Source organism: Pseudomonas lactucae (genome assembly GCF_016937615.1).
GTDB classification, from domain to species: Bacteria; Pseudomonadota; Gammaproteobacteria; order Pseudomonadales; family Pseudomonadaceae; genus Aquipseudomonas; species Aquipseudomonas lactucae.
Genome location: NZ_JAFHKI010000054.1, coordinates 1 through 16,081, shown reverse-complemented (window position 1 = coordinate 16,081; position 16,081 = coordinate 1). Strand labels below are relative to the sequence as shown.

The 16,081-nt window shown below is 55.1% G+C and carries 13 protein-coding genes; 5 read left to right on the top strand and 8 right to left on the bottom strand.

Annotation, left to right across the window (positions count from 1 at the left end; translation table 11 throughout):
• The first annotated feature begins 59 nt into the window (after positions 1–59).
• The gene (locus JWR98_RS10755; RefSeq protein ID WP_205489997.1) at positions 60–290 is read left to right on the top strand and encodes a hypothetical protein; all 231 of its coding nucleotides are present in this window, start codon (positions 60–62) and stop codon (positions 288–290) included.
• Positions 291–348: 58 nt separating this feature from the next.
• On the opposite strand, the gene JWR98_RS10750 is transcribed toward JWR98_RS10755, so the two are convergent.
• The 8 genes from JWR98_RS10750 to dnaA all read right to left on the bottom strand — a co-directional run bounded on the left by JWR98_RS10750 (position 349) and on the right by dnaA (position 14,216).
• Entirely contained in the window at positions 349–1,059 is a 711-nt protein-coding gene (locus tag JWR98_RS10750) for a YgjP family zinc-dependent metalloprotease (protein ID WP_205489996.1), read from the bottom strand.
• Positions 1,060–1,072: 13 nt separating this feature from the next.
• The gene (locus JWR98_RS10745; protein WP_205489995.1) at positions 1,073–4,357 is read right to left on the bottom strand and encodes a type I restriction endonuclease subunit R; all 3,285 of its coding nucleotides are present in this window, start codon (positions 4,355–4,357) and stop codon (positions 1,073–1,075) included.
• Positions 4,358–4,816: 459 nt separating this feature from the next.
• Positions 4,817–6,055, bottom strand: coding sequence for a restriction endonuclease subunit S (locus tag JWR98_RS10740; protein WP_205489994.1), 1,239 nt, complete (start codon positions 6,053–6,055; stop codon positions 4,817–4,819).
• Between the two features lie 77 nt (positions 6,056–6,132).
• Positions 6,133–7,743: a type I restriction-modification system subunit M gene (locus tag JWR98_RS10735; RefSeq protein WP_205489992.1), complete on the bottom strand. Its 1,611-nt coding sequence runs from the start codon at positions 7,741–7,743 to the stop codon at positions 6,133–6,135.
• Positions 7,744–8,010: 267 nt separating this feature from the next.
• Positions 8,011–10,428, bottom strand: a complete 2,418-nt coding sequence (gene gyrB / locus JWR98_RS10730; RefSeq protein ID WP_003170703.1) for a DNA topoisomerase (ATP-hydrolyzing) subunit B — start codon at positions 10,426–10,428, stop codon at positions 8,011–8,013.
• A gap of 4 nt (positions 10,429–10,432) precedes the next feature.
• Complete coding sequence (gene recF / locus JWR98_RS10725; protein ID WP_003170702.1) at positions 10,433–11,536, bottom strand: DNA replication/repair protein RecF; 1,104 nt, start codon at positions 11,534–11,536, stop codon at positions 10,433–10,435.
• Between the two features lie 20 nt (positions 11,537–11,556).
• Positions 11,557–12,660, bottom strand: a complete 1,104-nt coding sequence (gene dnaN / locus JWR98_RS10720) for a DNA polymerase III subunit beta (RefSeq protein WP_003170701.1) — start codon at positions 12,658–12,660, stop codon at positions 11,557–11,559.
• A 38-nt stretch (positions 12,661–12,698) separates the two neighbouring features.
• Positions 12,699–14,216: a chromosomal replication initiator protein DnaA gene (gene dnaA / locus JWR98_RS10715; protein ID WP_078735326.1), complete on the bottom strand. Its 1,518-nt coding sequence runs from the start codon at positions 14,214–14,216 to the stop codon at positions 12,699–12,701.
• Positions 14,217–14,802: 586 nt separating this feature from the next.
• Here dnaA and rpmH point away from each other — a divergent pair.
• The 4 genes from rpmH to yidC form a co-directional block, all read left to right on the top strand.
• Positions 14,803–14,937, top strand: a complete 135-nt coding sequence (rpmH, locus tag JWR98_RS10710; protein WP_003213577.1) for a 50S ribosomal protein L34 — start codon at positions 14,803–14,805, stop codon at positions 14,935–14,937.
• A gap of 13 nt (positions 14,938–14,950) precedes the next feature.
• The gene (gene rnpA, locus JWR98_RS10705) at positions 14,951–15,358 is read left to right on the top strand and encodes a ribonuclease P protein component (RefSeq protein WP_425273179.1); all 408 of its coding nucleotides are present in this window, start codon (positions 14,951–14,953) and stop codon (positions 15,356–15,358) included.
• Positions 15,351–15,596: a membrane protein insertion efficiency factor YidD gene (gene yidD / locus JWR98_RS10700; RefSeq protein ID WP_003213574.1), complete on the top strand. Its 246-nt coding sequence runs from the start codon at positions 15,351–15,353 to the stop codon at positions 15,594–15,596. The genes rnpA and yidD overlap by 8 nt, the downstream gene beginning before the upstream one ends.
• A gap of 2 nt (positions 15,597–15,598) precedes the next feature.
• On the top strand, positions 15,599–16,081 hold a 483-nt coding region (gene yidC, locus JWR98_RS10695; protein WP_205489990.1), incomplete at its 3' end, for a membrane protein insertase YidC.

Sequence of the window (16,081 nt, the reverse complement as noted above, 5' to 3'; positions counted from 1 at the left end):
ATGCTGCGCACTACCAGTACCCTGGGCTATGGTTAAGCCGTCGCGCTGGAGGGTATGACATGAAGAAAGCCATCGAGCAGGAAACCCTGGCCGCGTTGGTCGAGACCGGGGCGGCGCGGGAGTTTCGCGTGCTGCGCGACGGCGAGGCCTGGCGCCTGGAGCTGCGCCTCGGCGCCAGGTGGCTGCCAATCCGCTCGCGACGGGAGCCAGTGCGTTACTGGCGCTCACTGACTGCCGTCGGGCGCTTTTGCTCAGGCGTGGGCATCAGGATGCTGACCGTCGAGCTTTGACCAACCTCTCGCTATCTCTGTCGAGCCCTCCAAACATCTTCGATGTCGACATTAGATATCACACCGCGTCCCCAAATGCCGCCTGCTCCAGTACCCGATGCTGCTTCTGCCAATCGGGCATGTGGCTAGCCACCAGGGCCCAGAATGCCTTGGTGTGGTTTTTCTCCATCGTATGACAGAGTTCATGAACAATGACATAGTCCTGCACGCTAGCCGGTAGCTCCATCACGCGCGGATGAAATTCAAGTGTATTGTTAGCATCACAGCTGGCCCAACGACTTTGGAAATGACGGATGCGAGTGCCTGTTGCCTGAAGACCGGTTTCACGCTGCCAATGGCGAACACGTAGCATCAGCTTCTCCTGAGCACGTTCCCGGTAGAAACGCTCCAGCAATGGCATCAAGACATCGGAATGGATGCTCGCACCATCAGGGTTACTCACAATAAAGCGTGATGCGGTGAAGGTCAGTCGGGGCTTGAGAATATCCGGCGCATGCCTGACTTCGGTGAAGTAGGTGCGCCCGGCATAGCGCAGACGGCTACCCGTCACGATGGGCTCGCTAGCCAGGGGCTGATTCACCTGAGCCAGCTTTTCGCGAATCCAGCGCGCACGACGCAACACCAAAGCCTCTTGTTCAGGCTCATCCACCTGCGGCCCACGCAGAAGCACAGGTCGTCCCCGTTCCACTGTCACATAATGGCGCTTGAGCTTGGCATCGAGCTGGAAGCGCCACTCGATAGTCGTTTGGCCGTAATTCAATACTGGCATGGTCAACGCCGCGTTAGTTTTTCAGCAAAATTTCGAAGATTCGCTTGGCGTGATCACGTGCTACTGAGCGCTCCCAACCCGCCAGAGGCATCAACACCCCCCGTAGATGGTCTCTGAAGTCAGGGTGCGTATCCGGCATTTTTTTCCAGTTTTCAGTAGCCAAAGCACGATTCAGCATTTCATCCTCGAACAGCTTGGTCGTTGCCACTCTTGCCGTGTTATCAGCCAGTAAGGCGGCAAGGTAATGGTACACCGCTGAATGCGCGGGCTTATTAAAACCGGTGTTGTCCTTGTCCTGAATACGCTGGCTGAACAACTCCAGTTGCTCCAGAAATTTGGCCTGGGTAATGCGACCCGCCTTTTCCTCTTCCAGCAGCTTTTCCAACTCCTCGGCTATCTTGTCGAAGAATGCTGGATCCTTATCCTTACCCGTGACGATGGTTTGCTTCAGCTGGTTCTTCATCACCAAGGCGCGACTACCGGGACTCGCCAGCTTCTTTAAGCGCTCCATATCACTGGCATCCAAAATCGATACCGCATGGCCCAGCAGACTCTTAGCCGGGCTGGCGGCGATGTACTCATCCAGCAGTTGTTGAAGCAGTGCGGATTCCAGCTTGGTGATGCGCTCCTTGTAGGTATTACCCGGTAGCTTGTCCCGTAGCATCAGTCTTATTTCACCTAACAGGGTGAAGTAGGGCTTGAAGGGTACGCCACGCACATCCGGCAGGATGATGTCCACAGAGCGGTTGAACTGCTTTACCAAGTCGAGGAACGCCTCGACCATGTCTAGCCTAGTGGCAGGATCAAGGAAGCGCTCGGCGTCATCCTTGTACGCCTCACGCTGCGCCACCGGGTCATGCTTTTTCGGTAGCAGCTTGAGTATGCGGTCGAGCGTGGCTTGCAGCTTGGGCAGTTCAGTTTCAACGCCTTCCCAGACCTGCGAAGGCTTCACGTCGCCGCCGTAAATCTTCAGCGCATGGTCAAGGTGTTCGACTACTCCGTGGTAATCCACAATGTAACCGGCATTCTTGCCGGACAGGGTGCGGTTCACCCGTGCGATAGCCTGCAACAGGGTGTGTTCCTTAAGCGGCTTGTCGAGGTACATGGTGCCAACAATCGGGGCATCCCACCCGGTCAGTAGCATGTCGGAAACGATGATCAGCCCGACGTTGTTCACCTGCGGTTTACCATCAAGCCCTTCACTTTCCTCCCCGTAGGGCAGGGGGAACAGCTTGCTGACAAAGTTGCCAATCTGTTCGGACGGCATGGCCACAGGAGTCTTTCCGGCTTTCACTTCAGCTTTGACCCGCTCCTCAATGCTTCGAATCTTGTCAGCATCCACCTCGTACTCTGCTGCCTCGTCCATGGCAGAAGCCCCCGTACGCGAAGAGGTAATGCTGGCCAAGGAAATAACCACCTTGCTGTCAAAGGTTGGCAGCCCTTTTTTCGCCCGCTTGACCATGATCGCATCGAGCAGATCCTTGTAACGCACCGCCATATCGCGGCCATCGCACACCAGCATGGCCTTCAGGCCCTTGGCCTTTACGTTACTGAGGAAGTGCTCGACCAGATGCTCCGCGACCTGCTCCATACGGTCGCCAGCCTGACGCCAGCTGCGCAGCAACTCACGCTTCAACTCGTGCTGGCGAACTTCACTCTGGTCAACGAACTGCTCTTTGAAGGCGGCATCCAAATCAGCATTGGCCGACAATGCCACCCAGGCATCTTGGTATTTGATCGGTAGGGTTGCGCCATCCGCCACTGCTTCATGTAGGCGATATTCGTCGATGTATTCACCACCACCAAACTCGCCCAGCGTGTGTTTATCCTCTTGTAGCAGCGGCGTACCGGTAAACGCTATGAACTTAGCGTTGGGCAAACTGGCGCGCATAAAGGCCGCGAGAAAGTCGTACTGGCTACGGTGAGCCTCATCGACCAGCACATAGAAATTGAGCTTGGTGCTCAGCACCCGGAAGTGCACCTTCTCCCGGCTGATTTCTTCCCACTTAGCTTTGACTAACGCGCCGTTCTCATCCACCTCCCGGTGGCGGACGTTGCGTTCATGCACGATGAAGAAGTCCATGTCCTCGCGAATCCGCCTGTGGCGGTTCGCTTGCAGGGTGTCATCGTCTTCATCAGGAGAATCGGCGGCCTTCTCACTGGGCTGATCATTCTCTTGGAATTTCTGCACCGTGCTGGTGAACACGCTACCGTAGTCGTTGGACAGCATCTTCAGCAAGCCATCAACCGACACAGCCTGAATGGCATTAATGCCCACCGCATGGAAGGTATCGAATATCTGCTTATCGAGGTCTTTGCGGTCGGTCAATACCAACACGGTTGGATTGTTCAAACCCGTGCTATCGGCACGCAGCATGCGCGCAAGCAGGGCCATAGTCAGCGACTTGCCGCTACCCTGGGTATGCCAGACAACGCCGCCTGTGGGTTTGGGCGCACATAGGCGATCCACCGTTTTGCGTACGGCCCGCCATTGCTGATAGCGCGGTAGCTTCTTCACGGTCTTGCCGTCGCGGGTTTCGAACAGCACAAGATGTGTGATTAGTTGCAGGAATCGGCTTGGCTCGAACAATGCCCACAGCACGCTTTCCTGCTCACTTGGAGCGTCGCCTAACAAGGCAGCAACAGCGGCTGTCTCCTGCGTCTGCAACCGATAGCGAGCGTAATATGCAGGCTTTGTAAGGATCGCACCATACAGCCCTTCACGCCGATTAAGTCCAACGCATACCTGGTTGAATACAAACTGTGTTGGAAATGTGCTTTGGTAGCCATCCAGTTGGCCCAAAGCTTCATCCAGGCGGTGATGGCTGGCTTTGCATTCAATAATGGCCAGTGGCAGGCCATTCACAAACAGCAGCAGATCGGGGCGGAAGATATCTCCATCAGCATTGCGTCCAACGTACTGATCAACCACATGGAAGTCGTTGTTAGCTGCGTTACTGGCGTCGAAGAAACACACGCTGCGCGGCTTGCCTTCAACGTCCTTCACCTGGATGTCCGAACGGTGCACCACCTGTTCCCAGAACGCCTTGTTAGCGGGCAACAGCTTATCGCTGACGCGTTTACGTAGCTCAATCAATGCGGTACTGATGCCACCGGGCGCACTCGTAAGCCATGGGTTAAGGGTCACCAGCCTGGCCTGCAGCACATTGTCCAGTACCGGTGCCAAGTGACGATGCTCAACCTGCACCTGGTTACCGGGCAGATGGGTATAGCCCAGCTTGATCAGCCAATTGATAGCGGGCAACTCAACGCCGAGTTTCTCTGGTGACTGGCTCATTGCTTACTCCTGCTCCTTGGAGGTTTCCCCCGAACGACTTTGATATCAAACCACTGTAAGGCTATCAACGGTTTGGCGTTGCTTGCGAACTTCAAACTACTCATGTATGACAAGACGCCAATTACCACAGCCATAGTGCTTTGGCGTCTGCTCTGGATAGGACTCTGCAATCCAACAAATGGCTTCCAAAAGAGGCTTCCACCACCCGCCTGATCCAGCTTGGTTTCCACCTCACGCAAGCAGACGGTAATCCCCCTGCGGGGCTAGTGTAAGGCGCCCCCCAGCCCAATATCGTTGAAACAGGGGGCCACTCAGCTCGCTATTGGCCACCATGGCCTTGAGCACCGTTCGTACTGCTGCGACTGCAACATACAGCGCCCAAGCTTGCGCTGCACGGTGTATTGCAGATCAGGCATAGGATCCGAGAACAGGGTAGGAACCTCGTCCATGAAATGCGACTCAGACTGTGCCGGCAGGGTTATCTAACTTTACGCGCCATTCGCCGGTTAGCAGCTTCTGCATCAGACCACGTTTAAGGCTTTGGTAATACTCCCGCTTTCTTAATACAGCTGAAATTTTTTCGTCCGCAACGTCCAATATTGACGCAATTTTTTGTTGCTCTACTAACGTCGGAAGAGGAACCAAAAATTCTTTCAATATTCCCGTTGTAAGATTTGTAAAGACTCCTCCATGCGTAGCAGATGTATAAAATCTTTGCTTAACTGAGTAGATGATGTGATACAGGTAATCCTTGTTTGCCTGCGACTCATCAATGTTAATTAGCGCTAGAAATCCATCATGTATGCAAGCGTCAACAGCCAGAAATGAAGGAACTCCAACGTCACCAGAGCAAATTATCGTAAGAGTTCCTTTAGGACATGGGCGACTACGCTTTGCACCTTCCTCAGTTAAAAAGTCTATTTTCGGAATTACCCACTTTCCATCACGGGTAACATCTGCCCCCATCAGCCTCGGCACATCTCCCCCATAATATCTAGGATCACCTTGAGGGCGTGGGCTAGCACCGCGAATAACTTCACTGACCGCCTGAATCTGTACAACCTGCCACTCAGCTGGAATCTCCCCCAGCACACTGTCCTTGAATTCGGTACGCGGCACCCAGCGACCAGTAACGTCTTGGGTGCCCACCCCACGGCTGAACAGCGTTTGCATCAGACCCAGTTTAAAGTTTTTAGTGGCTTCAATCTGGCGGGCAATCACATCCAGCTTATCATCCACGGCCGTGAGTATGGCTGAGATTTTTTGTTGCTCGGGGAGTGGCGGGGCTGAAATCAGTAATCCCTTTACATCAGCCGAGTTGATGGCAGGATAGTTGGAGCCAACTGTGAGCTTTTCGATTTGTGCATCTACAATTCCAGATAAAAGCGAGTGGTACAAAAAGTCGGAAGAGGCAATTTCGGCCCTTGCACGAACCACAGAAAACCCTGTTGAGGCAATTACGTTTCCATCCACTCGACGAGCAAAGTAATGCCCCTTTAAGTTCGGGCGGACGGTGGCAAACAGGATGTCCCCCGATTTCACTATTCGCCGTGCTCGCGAGGGAGCCTCCGAGAAAGTTATATTGGTGTTTCCATTGATTAACTTTCCAGAATCAACGTCACCAAGGCTAATGTAGCGAAACGAGAAGTCTGCGGTCGTCTTGTTTGACAATGATTCAGAATCAACGGCAGCAAGCACTTCTACTCGTTCGACAGACCATTCTGAGGGTATGCGCCCAATCGCTGTTTCCTTACATACCGAATTGCCACAATCCCTCATGCGTCTGTCTCCAGCAACCCCAACTCAGCCAAATAACCATTCAGTCGTGCATCAACCTGCGCATCTTCCTCGGCCAGCACCGCCAGTTGCTCCAAGGTGGCGGCCAAGTTCACAATTTCTTCAGTCTCACCGTTATCGATATAGCGGGCAATATTGAGGTTGCATTCGTAGCTGCGGATTTCCGCCAGCGACACCACGCGACAGTAGTTATCTATCTCCATCTGCTGTTCGAACGCATCCCTGTGGGCACTGACGATACGCGTGATGTCTTCAATGCGCAGGCTGTTCTGGGCTTTACCTTCGAGGTAGCCACGACTGGCATCAATGATGATGACCTTGCCCTTCAGGGCAACGGGTTTCTGCTTGTTCAATATCAGTACACAGGCCGGGATACCTGTGTTGTAGAACAGAGCCGAGGGCAGGCCAACTATGGCTTCAATGAGGTCGCCCGGCTGGTTGCCACTGGCGGCGTCAGAGCCAAACAGCAGCCCTTCACGAATCTTGCCTTCTTCACCACTGCGGAACAGTACGCCATGGGGCAGGATAACACCCATACGGCCATCAGCCTTTAGGCTGGCCAGCATGTGCTGAGCGAAGGCGAGGTCACCATAACTCCGTGGCGGTATGCCGTACAACAGTCGCCCAAAAGGGTCATTAACTTGCTTGTAGTTGGGCGCTTTGGGCTTCTTTCCGATTTCCTGCTCGTTTTCGGTACTCAGTTCCAGCGGCGTCCACCAGGACTTGGCGGAGAAGGGGGGATTGGCAATCACCCGGTCAAAGGTCTTCAGGTAATCGCCCTCAAGGTGCTTGGGCTCGACCAAAGTGTCGCCGCGCTCAATAGCTGCATGCATGTTGTGTAGATAAAGATTGAGCTTAGCGATGGCCCAAGTGCCCAGGTTTTTCTCCTGCCCGAAGAGCAGCACATTGGGTTTACCCATCAGCGTACCGTTGGGCAAACGGGACACATGGTGGGCGCTTTCTACCAACATGCCGCCACTGCCGCAGGTTGGGTCATAGACACTGTGCCCCGGCTGTGGATTGATCAGCTTAACCACCAGTTCTACTACAGCCTTGGGCGTATAAAACTCACCACCTTTCTTCCCTGCATCGTCAGCAAATTGCTTGATCAGGTATTCGTAGGCATCACCAAGCATATCGGCCTTGTACAGGTCGTTATTGCCCAGCTTGTATTGGTTGAAGTGACGTAGCAGTCGCTGCAAAGTGGCATCCGACAATACCCGCTTGTCACCGTACTGAGTGGCGGTCAGTACGTATTGCAGTTCGGGGTTATTCGCTTCAATGGTTGCGAAGGCCTTATCCAACGCCTCACCAATGTTCTCAGTGCGCGAGATCAGATCAAACCAGCGAGCACTTATAGGGAAGGTGCCCCATTTGTCCTCGATTTCTTCATGGGCATCGCCATAACTAAGGCTTTCGTCCTTCATTAGCTTGGCGACACGCTCTTCGAATACGTCGTTGTAACGTTTGAGGAAAAGGAGACCGAAGATGTAGTTCTTAAAGTCAGAGGAGTCGATGGAGCCGCGCAGGATGTTCGCGGACTCCCAGAGCCAAGACTCCAGCGTTTCGAGTGACAGCTTGTCGGCCATGGGTAATCAGTCCCTATAGGATGCGTGACGTCCCAGTACACGGCAATCGCAGCCATAGCACTCGGACATATTAGAAGGTTGAGGGTGTTGGATTGTACAAGTCGACGCCCTCTGAAGCCCGAAAAATCAATCCCCCTCTAAAGACAAAACCCCGGCAGACCTTTCAGTCGACCGAGGTTTTTTCAGCGGGGCAGTGAGCGCTTAATTTTGGCCGAACAGCTTATCTTTGTCCGAAAGGACAAATAACTTTGCCCGCCTACACCTGGATCAGAAATCCAGGTTGGACACCGCCAAGGCGTTACTCTCGATGAAGTCACGACGAGGCTCGACCGCATCACCCATCAGGGTGTTGAAAATCTGGTCTGCGCCAATGGCGTCTTCGATGGTCACGCGCAGCATACGGCGCTGGGCCGGGTCCATGGTGGTTTCCCACAATTGATCCGGGTTCATTTCCCCCAGACCTTTGTATCGTTGAATCGTGTGACGCTTAGTGCTTTCAGCCATAAGCCAGTCGAGGGCTTCCTTGAATTCCTTGACCTGCTTCTTGCGTTCGCCACGTTGAATATAAGCGCCGTCGTCCAACAGAGTGCTCAGTTGTGCGCCCAAGGTCACCACGGTCTTGTAGTCGTTACTGCCGAAGAAGTCACGATTGAAAGTGACATAGTTCGACAGGCCGTGGGAGATCAGTTCGACCTCTGGCAGCCAGACGTTACGTTCACGGTCTTCACGCAGGCTGGCTTTGTAAACCAGACCAGACTTTTCGACGGTGCGCAGACGTACTTCGTACTGTGCCAACCAATCCTGCATGTGAGCGTGATCACCCAGTTGTTCCAGGCTCACGGCCGGCAGATAGATGAAGTGCTCGGTCAGCTCCTGCGGGTACAGGCGCGACAAACGCTTGAGGGTCTTCATTACCATGCGGAAATCGTTGACCAACCGCTCCAGCGATTCGCCGGAGATACCTGGGGCTTCGTCGTTCAAGTGCAGGCTGGCATCTTCCAGGGCCGACTGCGTCATGTACTCTTCCATGGCGTCGTCGTCTTTGATGTATTGCTCTTGCTTGCCCTTTTTCACTTTGTACAACGGCGGCTGGGCAATGTAGATGTAGCCGCGCTCGATCAGCTCCGGCAACTGACGGAAGAAGAAGGTCAGCAGCAAGGTACGGATGTGCGAACCATCGACGTCAGCATCGGTCATGATGATGATGTTGTGGTAGCGCAGCTTGTCGATGTTGTACTCGTCACGGCCAATACCGCAGCCCAACGCCGTGATCAAGGTGCCGACTTCCTGGGAGGAAATCATCTTGTCGAAACGGGCTTTCTCAACGTTGAGGATCTTACCCTTCAACGGCAGGATAGCCTGGGTGCGTCGGTTGCGACCCTGCTTGGCGGAACCGCCAGCAGAGTCACCTTCCACCAAGTACAGTTCGGAAAGGGCAGGGTCCTTTTCCTGACAGTCAGCCAATTTGCCCGGCAGGCCGGCGATGTCCAGCGCGCCTTTACGGCGGGTCATCTCACGGGCTTTTCGCGCGGCTTCACGGGCACGTGCGGCGTCGATCATCTTGCCGACAACCAGCTTGGCTTCGTTCGGGTTTTCCAGCAGGAAGTCGGAGAAGTATTTGCCCATCTCCTGTTCCACGGCGGTCTTCACTTCGGAAGACACCAGCTTGTCTTTGGTCTGGGAGCTGAACTTAGGGTCCGGCACTTTCACCGAGATGATCGCAGTCAGGCCTTCACGCGCATCGTCACCGGTGGTGGCGACTTTATGCTTCTTGGCCAGACCTTCGGCTTCGATGTAGGTGTTCAGGTTACGCGTCAGTGCGGAACGGAAACCCACCAAGTGAGTACCGCCGTCGCGCTGTGGAATATTGTTGGTGAAGCACAACAGGTTCTCGTTGAAGCTGTCGTTCCACTGCAGAGCGATTTCTACGCCGATGCCATCTTCACGCTGGATGTTGAAGTGGAAGACCTGGTTGACCGCAGTCTTGTTGGTGTTCAGGTATTCAACGAACGCACGCAGACCGCCTTCGTACTTGAACAGCTCTTCCTTGCCGCTGCGCTCGTCCTTGAGGACGATTCCCACACCGGAGTTAAGGAAAGACAGTTCACGAATACGCTTGGCCAGGATGTCCCAGCTGAAGTGGATATTCTTGAAGGTATCGGCCGATGGTTTGAAGTGGATCTGGGTGCCGGTGGTTTCACTGTCACCGACAATTTTCATCGGTTCTTGTGGAACACCGTGGACATAGGTCTGTTCCCAGATCTTGCCGCTACGGCGAACGGTCAGGATCAGCTCTTCGGACAGCGCGTTCACCACCGACACACCGACACCGTGCAAACCGCCGGAGACTTTATAGGAGTTGTCGTCGAACTTACCGCCAGCGTGGAGCACGGTCATGATGACCTCTGCCGCCGAAACGCCTTCTTCTTTGTGTACGTCTACCGGGATGCCACGACCGTTGTCACGCACGGTAATGGATTCGTCCGGGTGGATGATGATGCTGATGTCGTCGCAGTGACCGGCCAAAGCTTCGTCGATGGAGTTGTCGACCACCTCGAACACCATGTGGTGCAGACCGCTACCGTCATCAGTGTCGCCAATGTACATACCGGGACGTTTGCGTACGGCATCCAAACCTTTCAGCACTTTAATGCTGGTCGAGTCGTACGTGTTTTCTTCGCTCATGCCTTCACTCCCGATGGTCGTGGGTCTGGGTGATACGGCCTTGTTCCACGTGGAACAAAGCGACTGGCGTTTCCGTCTGCCAGCCTTCCCTCAATAATTCGTGGTCTACACAGGTGATAAACACCTGGCAGCGTAAGTCTTCCAACAAGCGGCATAGCGCGCGGCGGTGTTGCTCGTCGAGTTCGGACGGCAAGTCATCCACCAGATAAATACACTGACCACGTCGAGCTTGGCTAACCAAGTGGCCTTGGGCGATACGCAATGCGCACACCACCAACTTCTGCTGGCCACGGGACAAGATATCCGCGGCGTTATGAGCGCCTAACCTAAGACGCAAATCAGCCCGTTGGGGGCCTGCCTGGGTATGACCAATTTGCTGATCCCGCTGCAAAGAGGTGGCAAGTACCGCACTCAGTTCACGATCTTTGTCCCAACCACGGTAATAGCTCAGGGTCAGTCCCTCGAGATCCAGCAACTCGCTCAAGGTCTGTTCAAAGACTGGTTTCAAGGCTTTGATATAGGCGCGGCGGTATTCATCTATTTCGTCGCTGGCCAGGCACAGTTCCCGGTCCCAGGCCGCTTGCGAAGCGGCGTCAAGTGTACCATGTCGAAGCCATGAGTTCCGCTGCCGCAGGGCCTTCTGCAGGCGCTGCCAAGTGGCCATGAACCGTGGTTCCACGTGGAACACTCCCCAATCGAGGAATTGCCTGCGGATTTTCGGTGCCCCTTCCAACAGGCGAAAACTGTCAGGGTTGATCAATTGCAGCGGAAGGATTTCCGCCAGCTGCGCAGCACTGCGAGCATTTTGTCCGTCGATACGAATTTGAAACTCACCGCCGCGATCACGGGATATCCCTAGATTGCTGTGCCCACCTTCCGCCAATTCAACCTGGCCGAATACCGTGGCTGCCAGTTGTTCGTACTGGATAACCGGCAACAGGCGCGCACTGCGGAAGGAACGAGCGAGCCCCAGCAAGTGAATGGCTTCCAGCACGCTGGTTTTGCCACTGCCATTGGCGCCGTGGAGGATATTGATGCGGGGAGAGGGAGAGAAGGTCACCGGGTGCAGATTGCGCACCGCGGTGACCGAGACGCGACTGAGGGACATCTAGCTTCTGCTGAGCATGATTACAGGCGCATCGGCATGACAACGTAAGCCGAGTCGTCGTTATCGGATTCCTGCACCAGGGCGCTGCTGTTGGAGTCCGACAGAATCAGGCGAACCTGTTCGGTGGTCATCACACCCAGTACATCGAGCAGGTAGCTGACGTTAAAGCCGATTTCCAACGAGCCGCCGTTGTAATCAACGCTGATTTCTTCTTCTGCCTCTTCCTGTTCCGGGTTATTGGCCTGGATTTTCAGCTGACCATTGGCCAGTTGCAGGCGGATACCCCGGTACTTTTCGTTGGACAGAATCGCCGTACGGCTGAACGCTTCACGCAGCGCCTGGCGATCGCCAAGTACCAGCTTATCGCCGCCTTTTGGCAACACGCGCTCGTAATCCGGGAACTTGCCGTCGACCAGTTTGGAAGTGAAGGTAAATTCACCGGTGGTCGCGCGAATATGATGCTGGCCCAACACGATACTGACATTGCCGTCCGGCTCGGTCAGCAGGCGCGCCAGTTCAAGGATACCTTTGCGCGGCACGATCACCTGGTGACGGTCCGGCTGGCCGATATCGGCGCGCATCGAGCACATCGCCAGACGGTGACCGTCGGTTGCTACAGCGCGGATGATGCCCTCGGACACTTCCAGCAGCATACCGTTGAGGTAGTAACGCACGTCCTGCTGGGCCATGGCGAAACTGGTGCGCTCGATCAAACGGCGCAATTTGCTTTGCTCCAGGCTGCAGGTCAGCGAGCCAGGGCCTTCTTCTACCGTCGGGAAATCATTGGCCGGCAGTGTCGACAAGGTGAAACGACTACGGCCGGCCTTCACCACCAACTTCTGCTCATCAACCTTGATGTCGATCAGCGCGTCGTTCGGCAGGCTCTTGCAGATGTCCATCAGCTTGCGCGCCGGTACCGTGATCTCGCCCGGCTCGGCAGGCTCTTCCAGCTGTACACGACCAACCAGTTCGACTTCAAGGTCGGTACCGGTCAGGGACAACTGCTGGCCTTCTACAACCAGTAATACGTTGGAAAGCACCGGCAAGGTCTGTCGGCGCTCGACGACGCCTGCGACCAGTTGCAGGGGTTTCAACAGGGCTTCGCGTTGAATGGTGAAGTGCATGGTCTAGTCCCTTGCCTTAATAAGCTGCGCTGGTGTCATCACGTAGTCAGTGTACGCAGCAGGTTCTTGTAGTCCTCGCGAATATCCGCGTCGGATTCCTTAAGTTCGTTGATTTTGCGGCATGCGTGCAAGACCGTGGTGTGGTCGCGACCGCCAAATACATCACCGATTTCCGGCAGACTATGGTTGGTCAGCTCCTTGGAGAGGGCCATGGCCACCTGACGCGGGCGTGCGACCGAGCGCGAGCGGCGCTTGGACAGCAGGTCGGAAATCTTGATCTTGTAGTACTCGGCCACGGTGCGCTGGATGTTATCCACACTCACCAGTTTGTCCTGCAGTGCCAACAAGTCTTTCAGGGATTCGCGAATCAACTCGATGGTGATATCACGGCCCATGAAGTGCGAGTGCGCGATGACCCGCTTGAGCGCACCCTCCAGTTCACGCACGTTGGAACGAATGCGCTGGGCGATAAAAAACGCCGCGTCGTGGGGCAGGTCGACCTTGGCCTGATCGGCCTTTTTCATCAGGATCGCGACGCGGGTTTCCAGCTCCGGTGGCTCTACAGCAACGGTCAGGCCCCAGCCGAAGCGGGATTTCAAGCGTTCTTCCAGGCCTTCGATTTCCTTCGGATAGCGGTCGCTGGTCAAGATGACCTGCTGGCCACCTTCGAGCAAGGCGTTGAAGGTGTGGAAAAACTCTTCCTGGGAACGTTCCTTGCGGGCGAAGAATTGGATGTCATCGATCAGCAAGGCATCCACGGAGCGGTAGAACCGCTTGAACTCGTTGATGGCGTTGAGCTGCAAGGCCTTGACCATGTCTGCCACGAAGCGCTCGGAGTGCAGGTACACGACCTTCGCATTCGGATTCTTCTTTAGCAGGTGGTTACCCACAGCATGCATCAAGTGCGTCTTACCCAAGCCGACGCCACCATAAAGGAAGAGCGGGTTGTAACCGTGCTTGGGGTTATCGGCGACTTGCCAGGCGGCCGCACGGGCCAACTGGTTGGATTTACCTTCGACGAAGTTCTCGAAGGTAAAGGTGCGATTCAGATAACTGGTGTGCTTGAGCGCACCTTCGACCTGTACGGTGCGCTGTTCGGCGCGCACCGGTGCTTGTTGGGAGCTGGCGCCCGCCATCGGGTCGAAGCTGTCGCGGGAGGGCTCTTCGTTCTCTGGGGCATTTTTTGGCGCAGAGGACTTGGAACGCGCAGGTGCCGGTGCGGGAGCAGCAGCGGGCGGCGCGGCTGCAGCCTGGGCTTGCGAAGCGGCGGCGGCCAATGGCGCATTCGGCGCGGCACGAGGTGCGGAACTGCGTTTGCTGCCTATTAATAAGGAGAGCGCGGGCGCGAGACCGTTGCCGTGTTCATCGAGCAATTCGAGAACGCGGCCCAGGTACTTCTCGTTGACCCAGTCGAGAACAAAACGATTGGGTGCGTAGACACGCAACTCGTCGCCTTCGGCTTCGACCTGTAGCGGACGGATCCAGGTGTTGAATTGCTGGGCAGGCAGCTCATCGCGCAAAAGCTCCACGCACTGCTGCCAAAGTTCCACTGACACGGATATCCCCTAAGTTGAAAGCCGGTGAGGCAAAAACAGCCGCCATTGTAGCGGCCAGCCGTCCACTTATCCACATGTAGCTTGCTCACGGGCCAGCCAAAATCAACGTCTTATGCTAAAAAAAGGCGACCAATGGTCTGTGCATAAGCTCTGTGGATAAGCGTGCCTAAGCTCGTTGTACAAGTGGGGTCGAAAGTCTGTGGGTAACCGGCCTGTGGATAACAACCCTTTCCATGCACAGCTTATCCGACAGCGCAGCACAGGCAGGCCACCGTTTCTCCCCCGTGTTGTCATTCTCTGTACATCACGTGGAATATGGCCTAAAGGCACTTATCCACAGAGGATGGCCTGCCTAGCTTTTATAAGCTTTACAGAAAAGCTTTAAATAACTTCCTTCTTTATTTTTATATCTATGGCATTGCCCTTGGAAGCCGAGCGGGTGGAAAAGGCCGCGTTGCCCATGAATATCTAATTAGAAGGAAAAGCTGGTTGGAAATTGACCTAGAGGCTTGCTTTCTCTAGAATCGCCGGTCTCTTAAAACGGGGGCCATTCCGGCCCGTTGTGGACGAACCAGGTAACAACGCCATGAAACGTACTTTCCAACCAAGCACCATCAAACGCGCCCGCACCCACGGCTTCCGTGCTCGCATGGCTACCAAGAACGGCCGTGCTGTCCTGTCGCGTCGTCGCGCCAAAGGTCGTGCGCGTCTGGCAGTTTGATAATCCGGTACTGGTGGTGAGTCAGGACTTCAGTCGGGAAAAGCGTCTGCTAACCCCCCGGCATTTCAAGGCAGTCTTTGACTCCCCCACCGGCAAGGTTCCGGGGAAAAATCTCCTGCTCCTTGCGCGTAACAACGATCTTGATCATCCCCGTCTCGGGTTGGTGATCGGCAAGAAGAGCGTAAAGCTCTCCGTTGAGCGCAATCGCCTCAAGCGTCTGATGCGCGAATCGTTTCGCCTCCACCAGGACACTCTGGTTGGTTGGGATATTGTTATCGTCGCGCGCAAAGGCTTGGGTGATGTAGAAAACCCCGAATTGATTCAGCATTTCGGCAAGCTCTGGAAACGTTTGGCGCGTACCCACAAGCCAACACCAGCAGTCAGCACCGAAACTGTAGGGGTAGACAGCCTTGATGCGTAAACTGGCGCTCGTTCCGATCCAGTTTTATCGCTATGCCATTAGTCCTCTGATGGCCAACCACTGTCGTTTCTACCCCAGTTGTTCCTGCTACGCGTTAGAAGCCATAGAAAATCATGGTCTTCTACGCGGTGGCTGGCTGACCTTTCGTCGTTTAGGTCGCTGTCATCCGTGGAATCCCGGTGGTTATGACCCGGTTCCGCCTATCCCTACCTCCCGTTCTTCTTCGATGGCCGAGTAATCATGGATATTAAACGCACGATCCTGATCGTCGCCCTGGCAATCGTGTCCTACGTCATGGTCCTTAAATGGAACCAGGACTACGGCCAGGCTGCCCTGCCGACTCAGAATGTTGCTGCCAATGCTGTTCCAACGGGGCTACCCGATGCAGCGAGTGGCACCAATACTGCCGCCAGTGATGACATTCCACGCGCAGCGGGCGAAACAAAAGCACCTGCCGAAGTGGCAGTTGCCACAAGCACCGACCTCATTCAGATCAAAACGGATGTGTTGGACCTGGCTATCGACCCGCAAGGTGGCGATGTTGCCAAGCTGACACTGCCGCTGTATCCGCGTCGTCAGGATCACCCGGAAATTCCATTCCAGTTGTTCGATAACGGTGGCGAACGTGTTTACCAGGCACAAAGTGGCCTGATCGGCACCAACGGCCCAGATGCGAGCGCAGCCGGTCGTCCGATTTTCTCTTCGGAGAAGAAAAGCTACCAA

Excerpts from the sequence above, each read along its gene's own strand:
- JWR98_RS10745 (WP_205489995.1), bottom strand. The coding sequence starts at position 4,357 with ATGAGCCAGTCACCAGAGAAACTCGGCGTTGAGTTGCCCGCTATCAAT.
- yidD (WP_003213574.1), top strand. The coding sequence starts at position 15,351 with ATGCGTAAACTGGCGCTCGTTCCGATCCAGTTTTATCGCTATGCCATT.
- JWR98_RS10755 (WP_205489997.1), top strand. The coding sequence starts at position 60 with ATGAAGAAAGCCATCGAGCAGGAAACCCTGGCCGCGTTGGTCGAGACC.
- rpmH (WP_003213577.1), top strand. The coding sequence starts at position 14,803 with ATGAAACGTACTTTCCAACCAAGCACCATCAAACGCGCCCGCACCCAC.
- JWR98_RS10735 (WP_205489992.1), bottom strand. The coding sequence starts at position 7,743 with ATGGCCGACAAGCTGTCACTCGAAACGCTGGAGTCTTGGCTCTGGGAG.
- JWR98_RS10750 (WP_205489996.1), bottom strand. The coding sequence starts at position 1,059 with ATGCCAGTATTGAATTACGGCCAAACGACTATCGAGTGGCGCTTCCAG.
- dnaN (WP_003170701.1), bottom strand. The coding sequence starts at position 12,660 with ATGCACTTCACCATTCAACGCGAAGCCCTGTTGAAACCCCTGCAACTG.
- recF (WP_003170702.1), bottom strand. The coding sequence starts at position 11,536 with ATGTCCCTCAGTCGCGTCTCGGTCACCGCGGTGCGCAATCTGCACCCG.
- gyrB (WP_003170703.1), bottom strand. The coding sequence starts at position 10,428 with ATGAGCGAAGAAAACACGTACGACTCGACCAGCATTAAAGTGCTGAAA.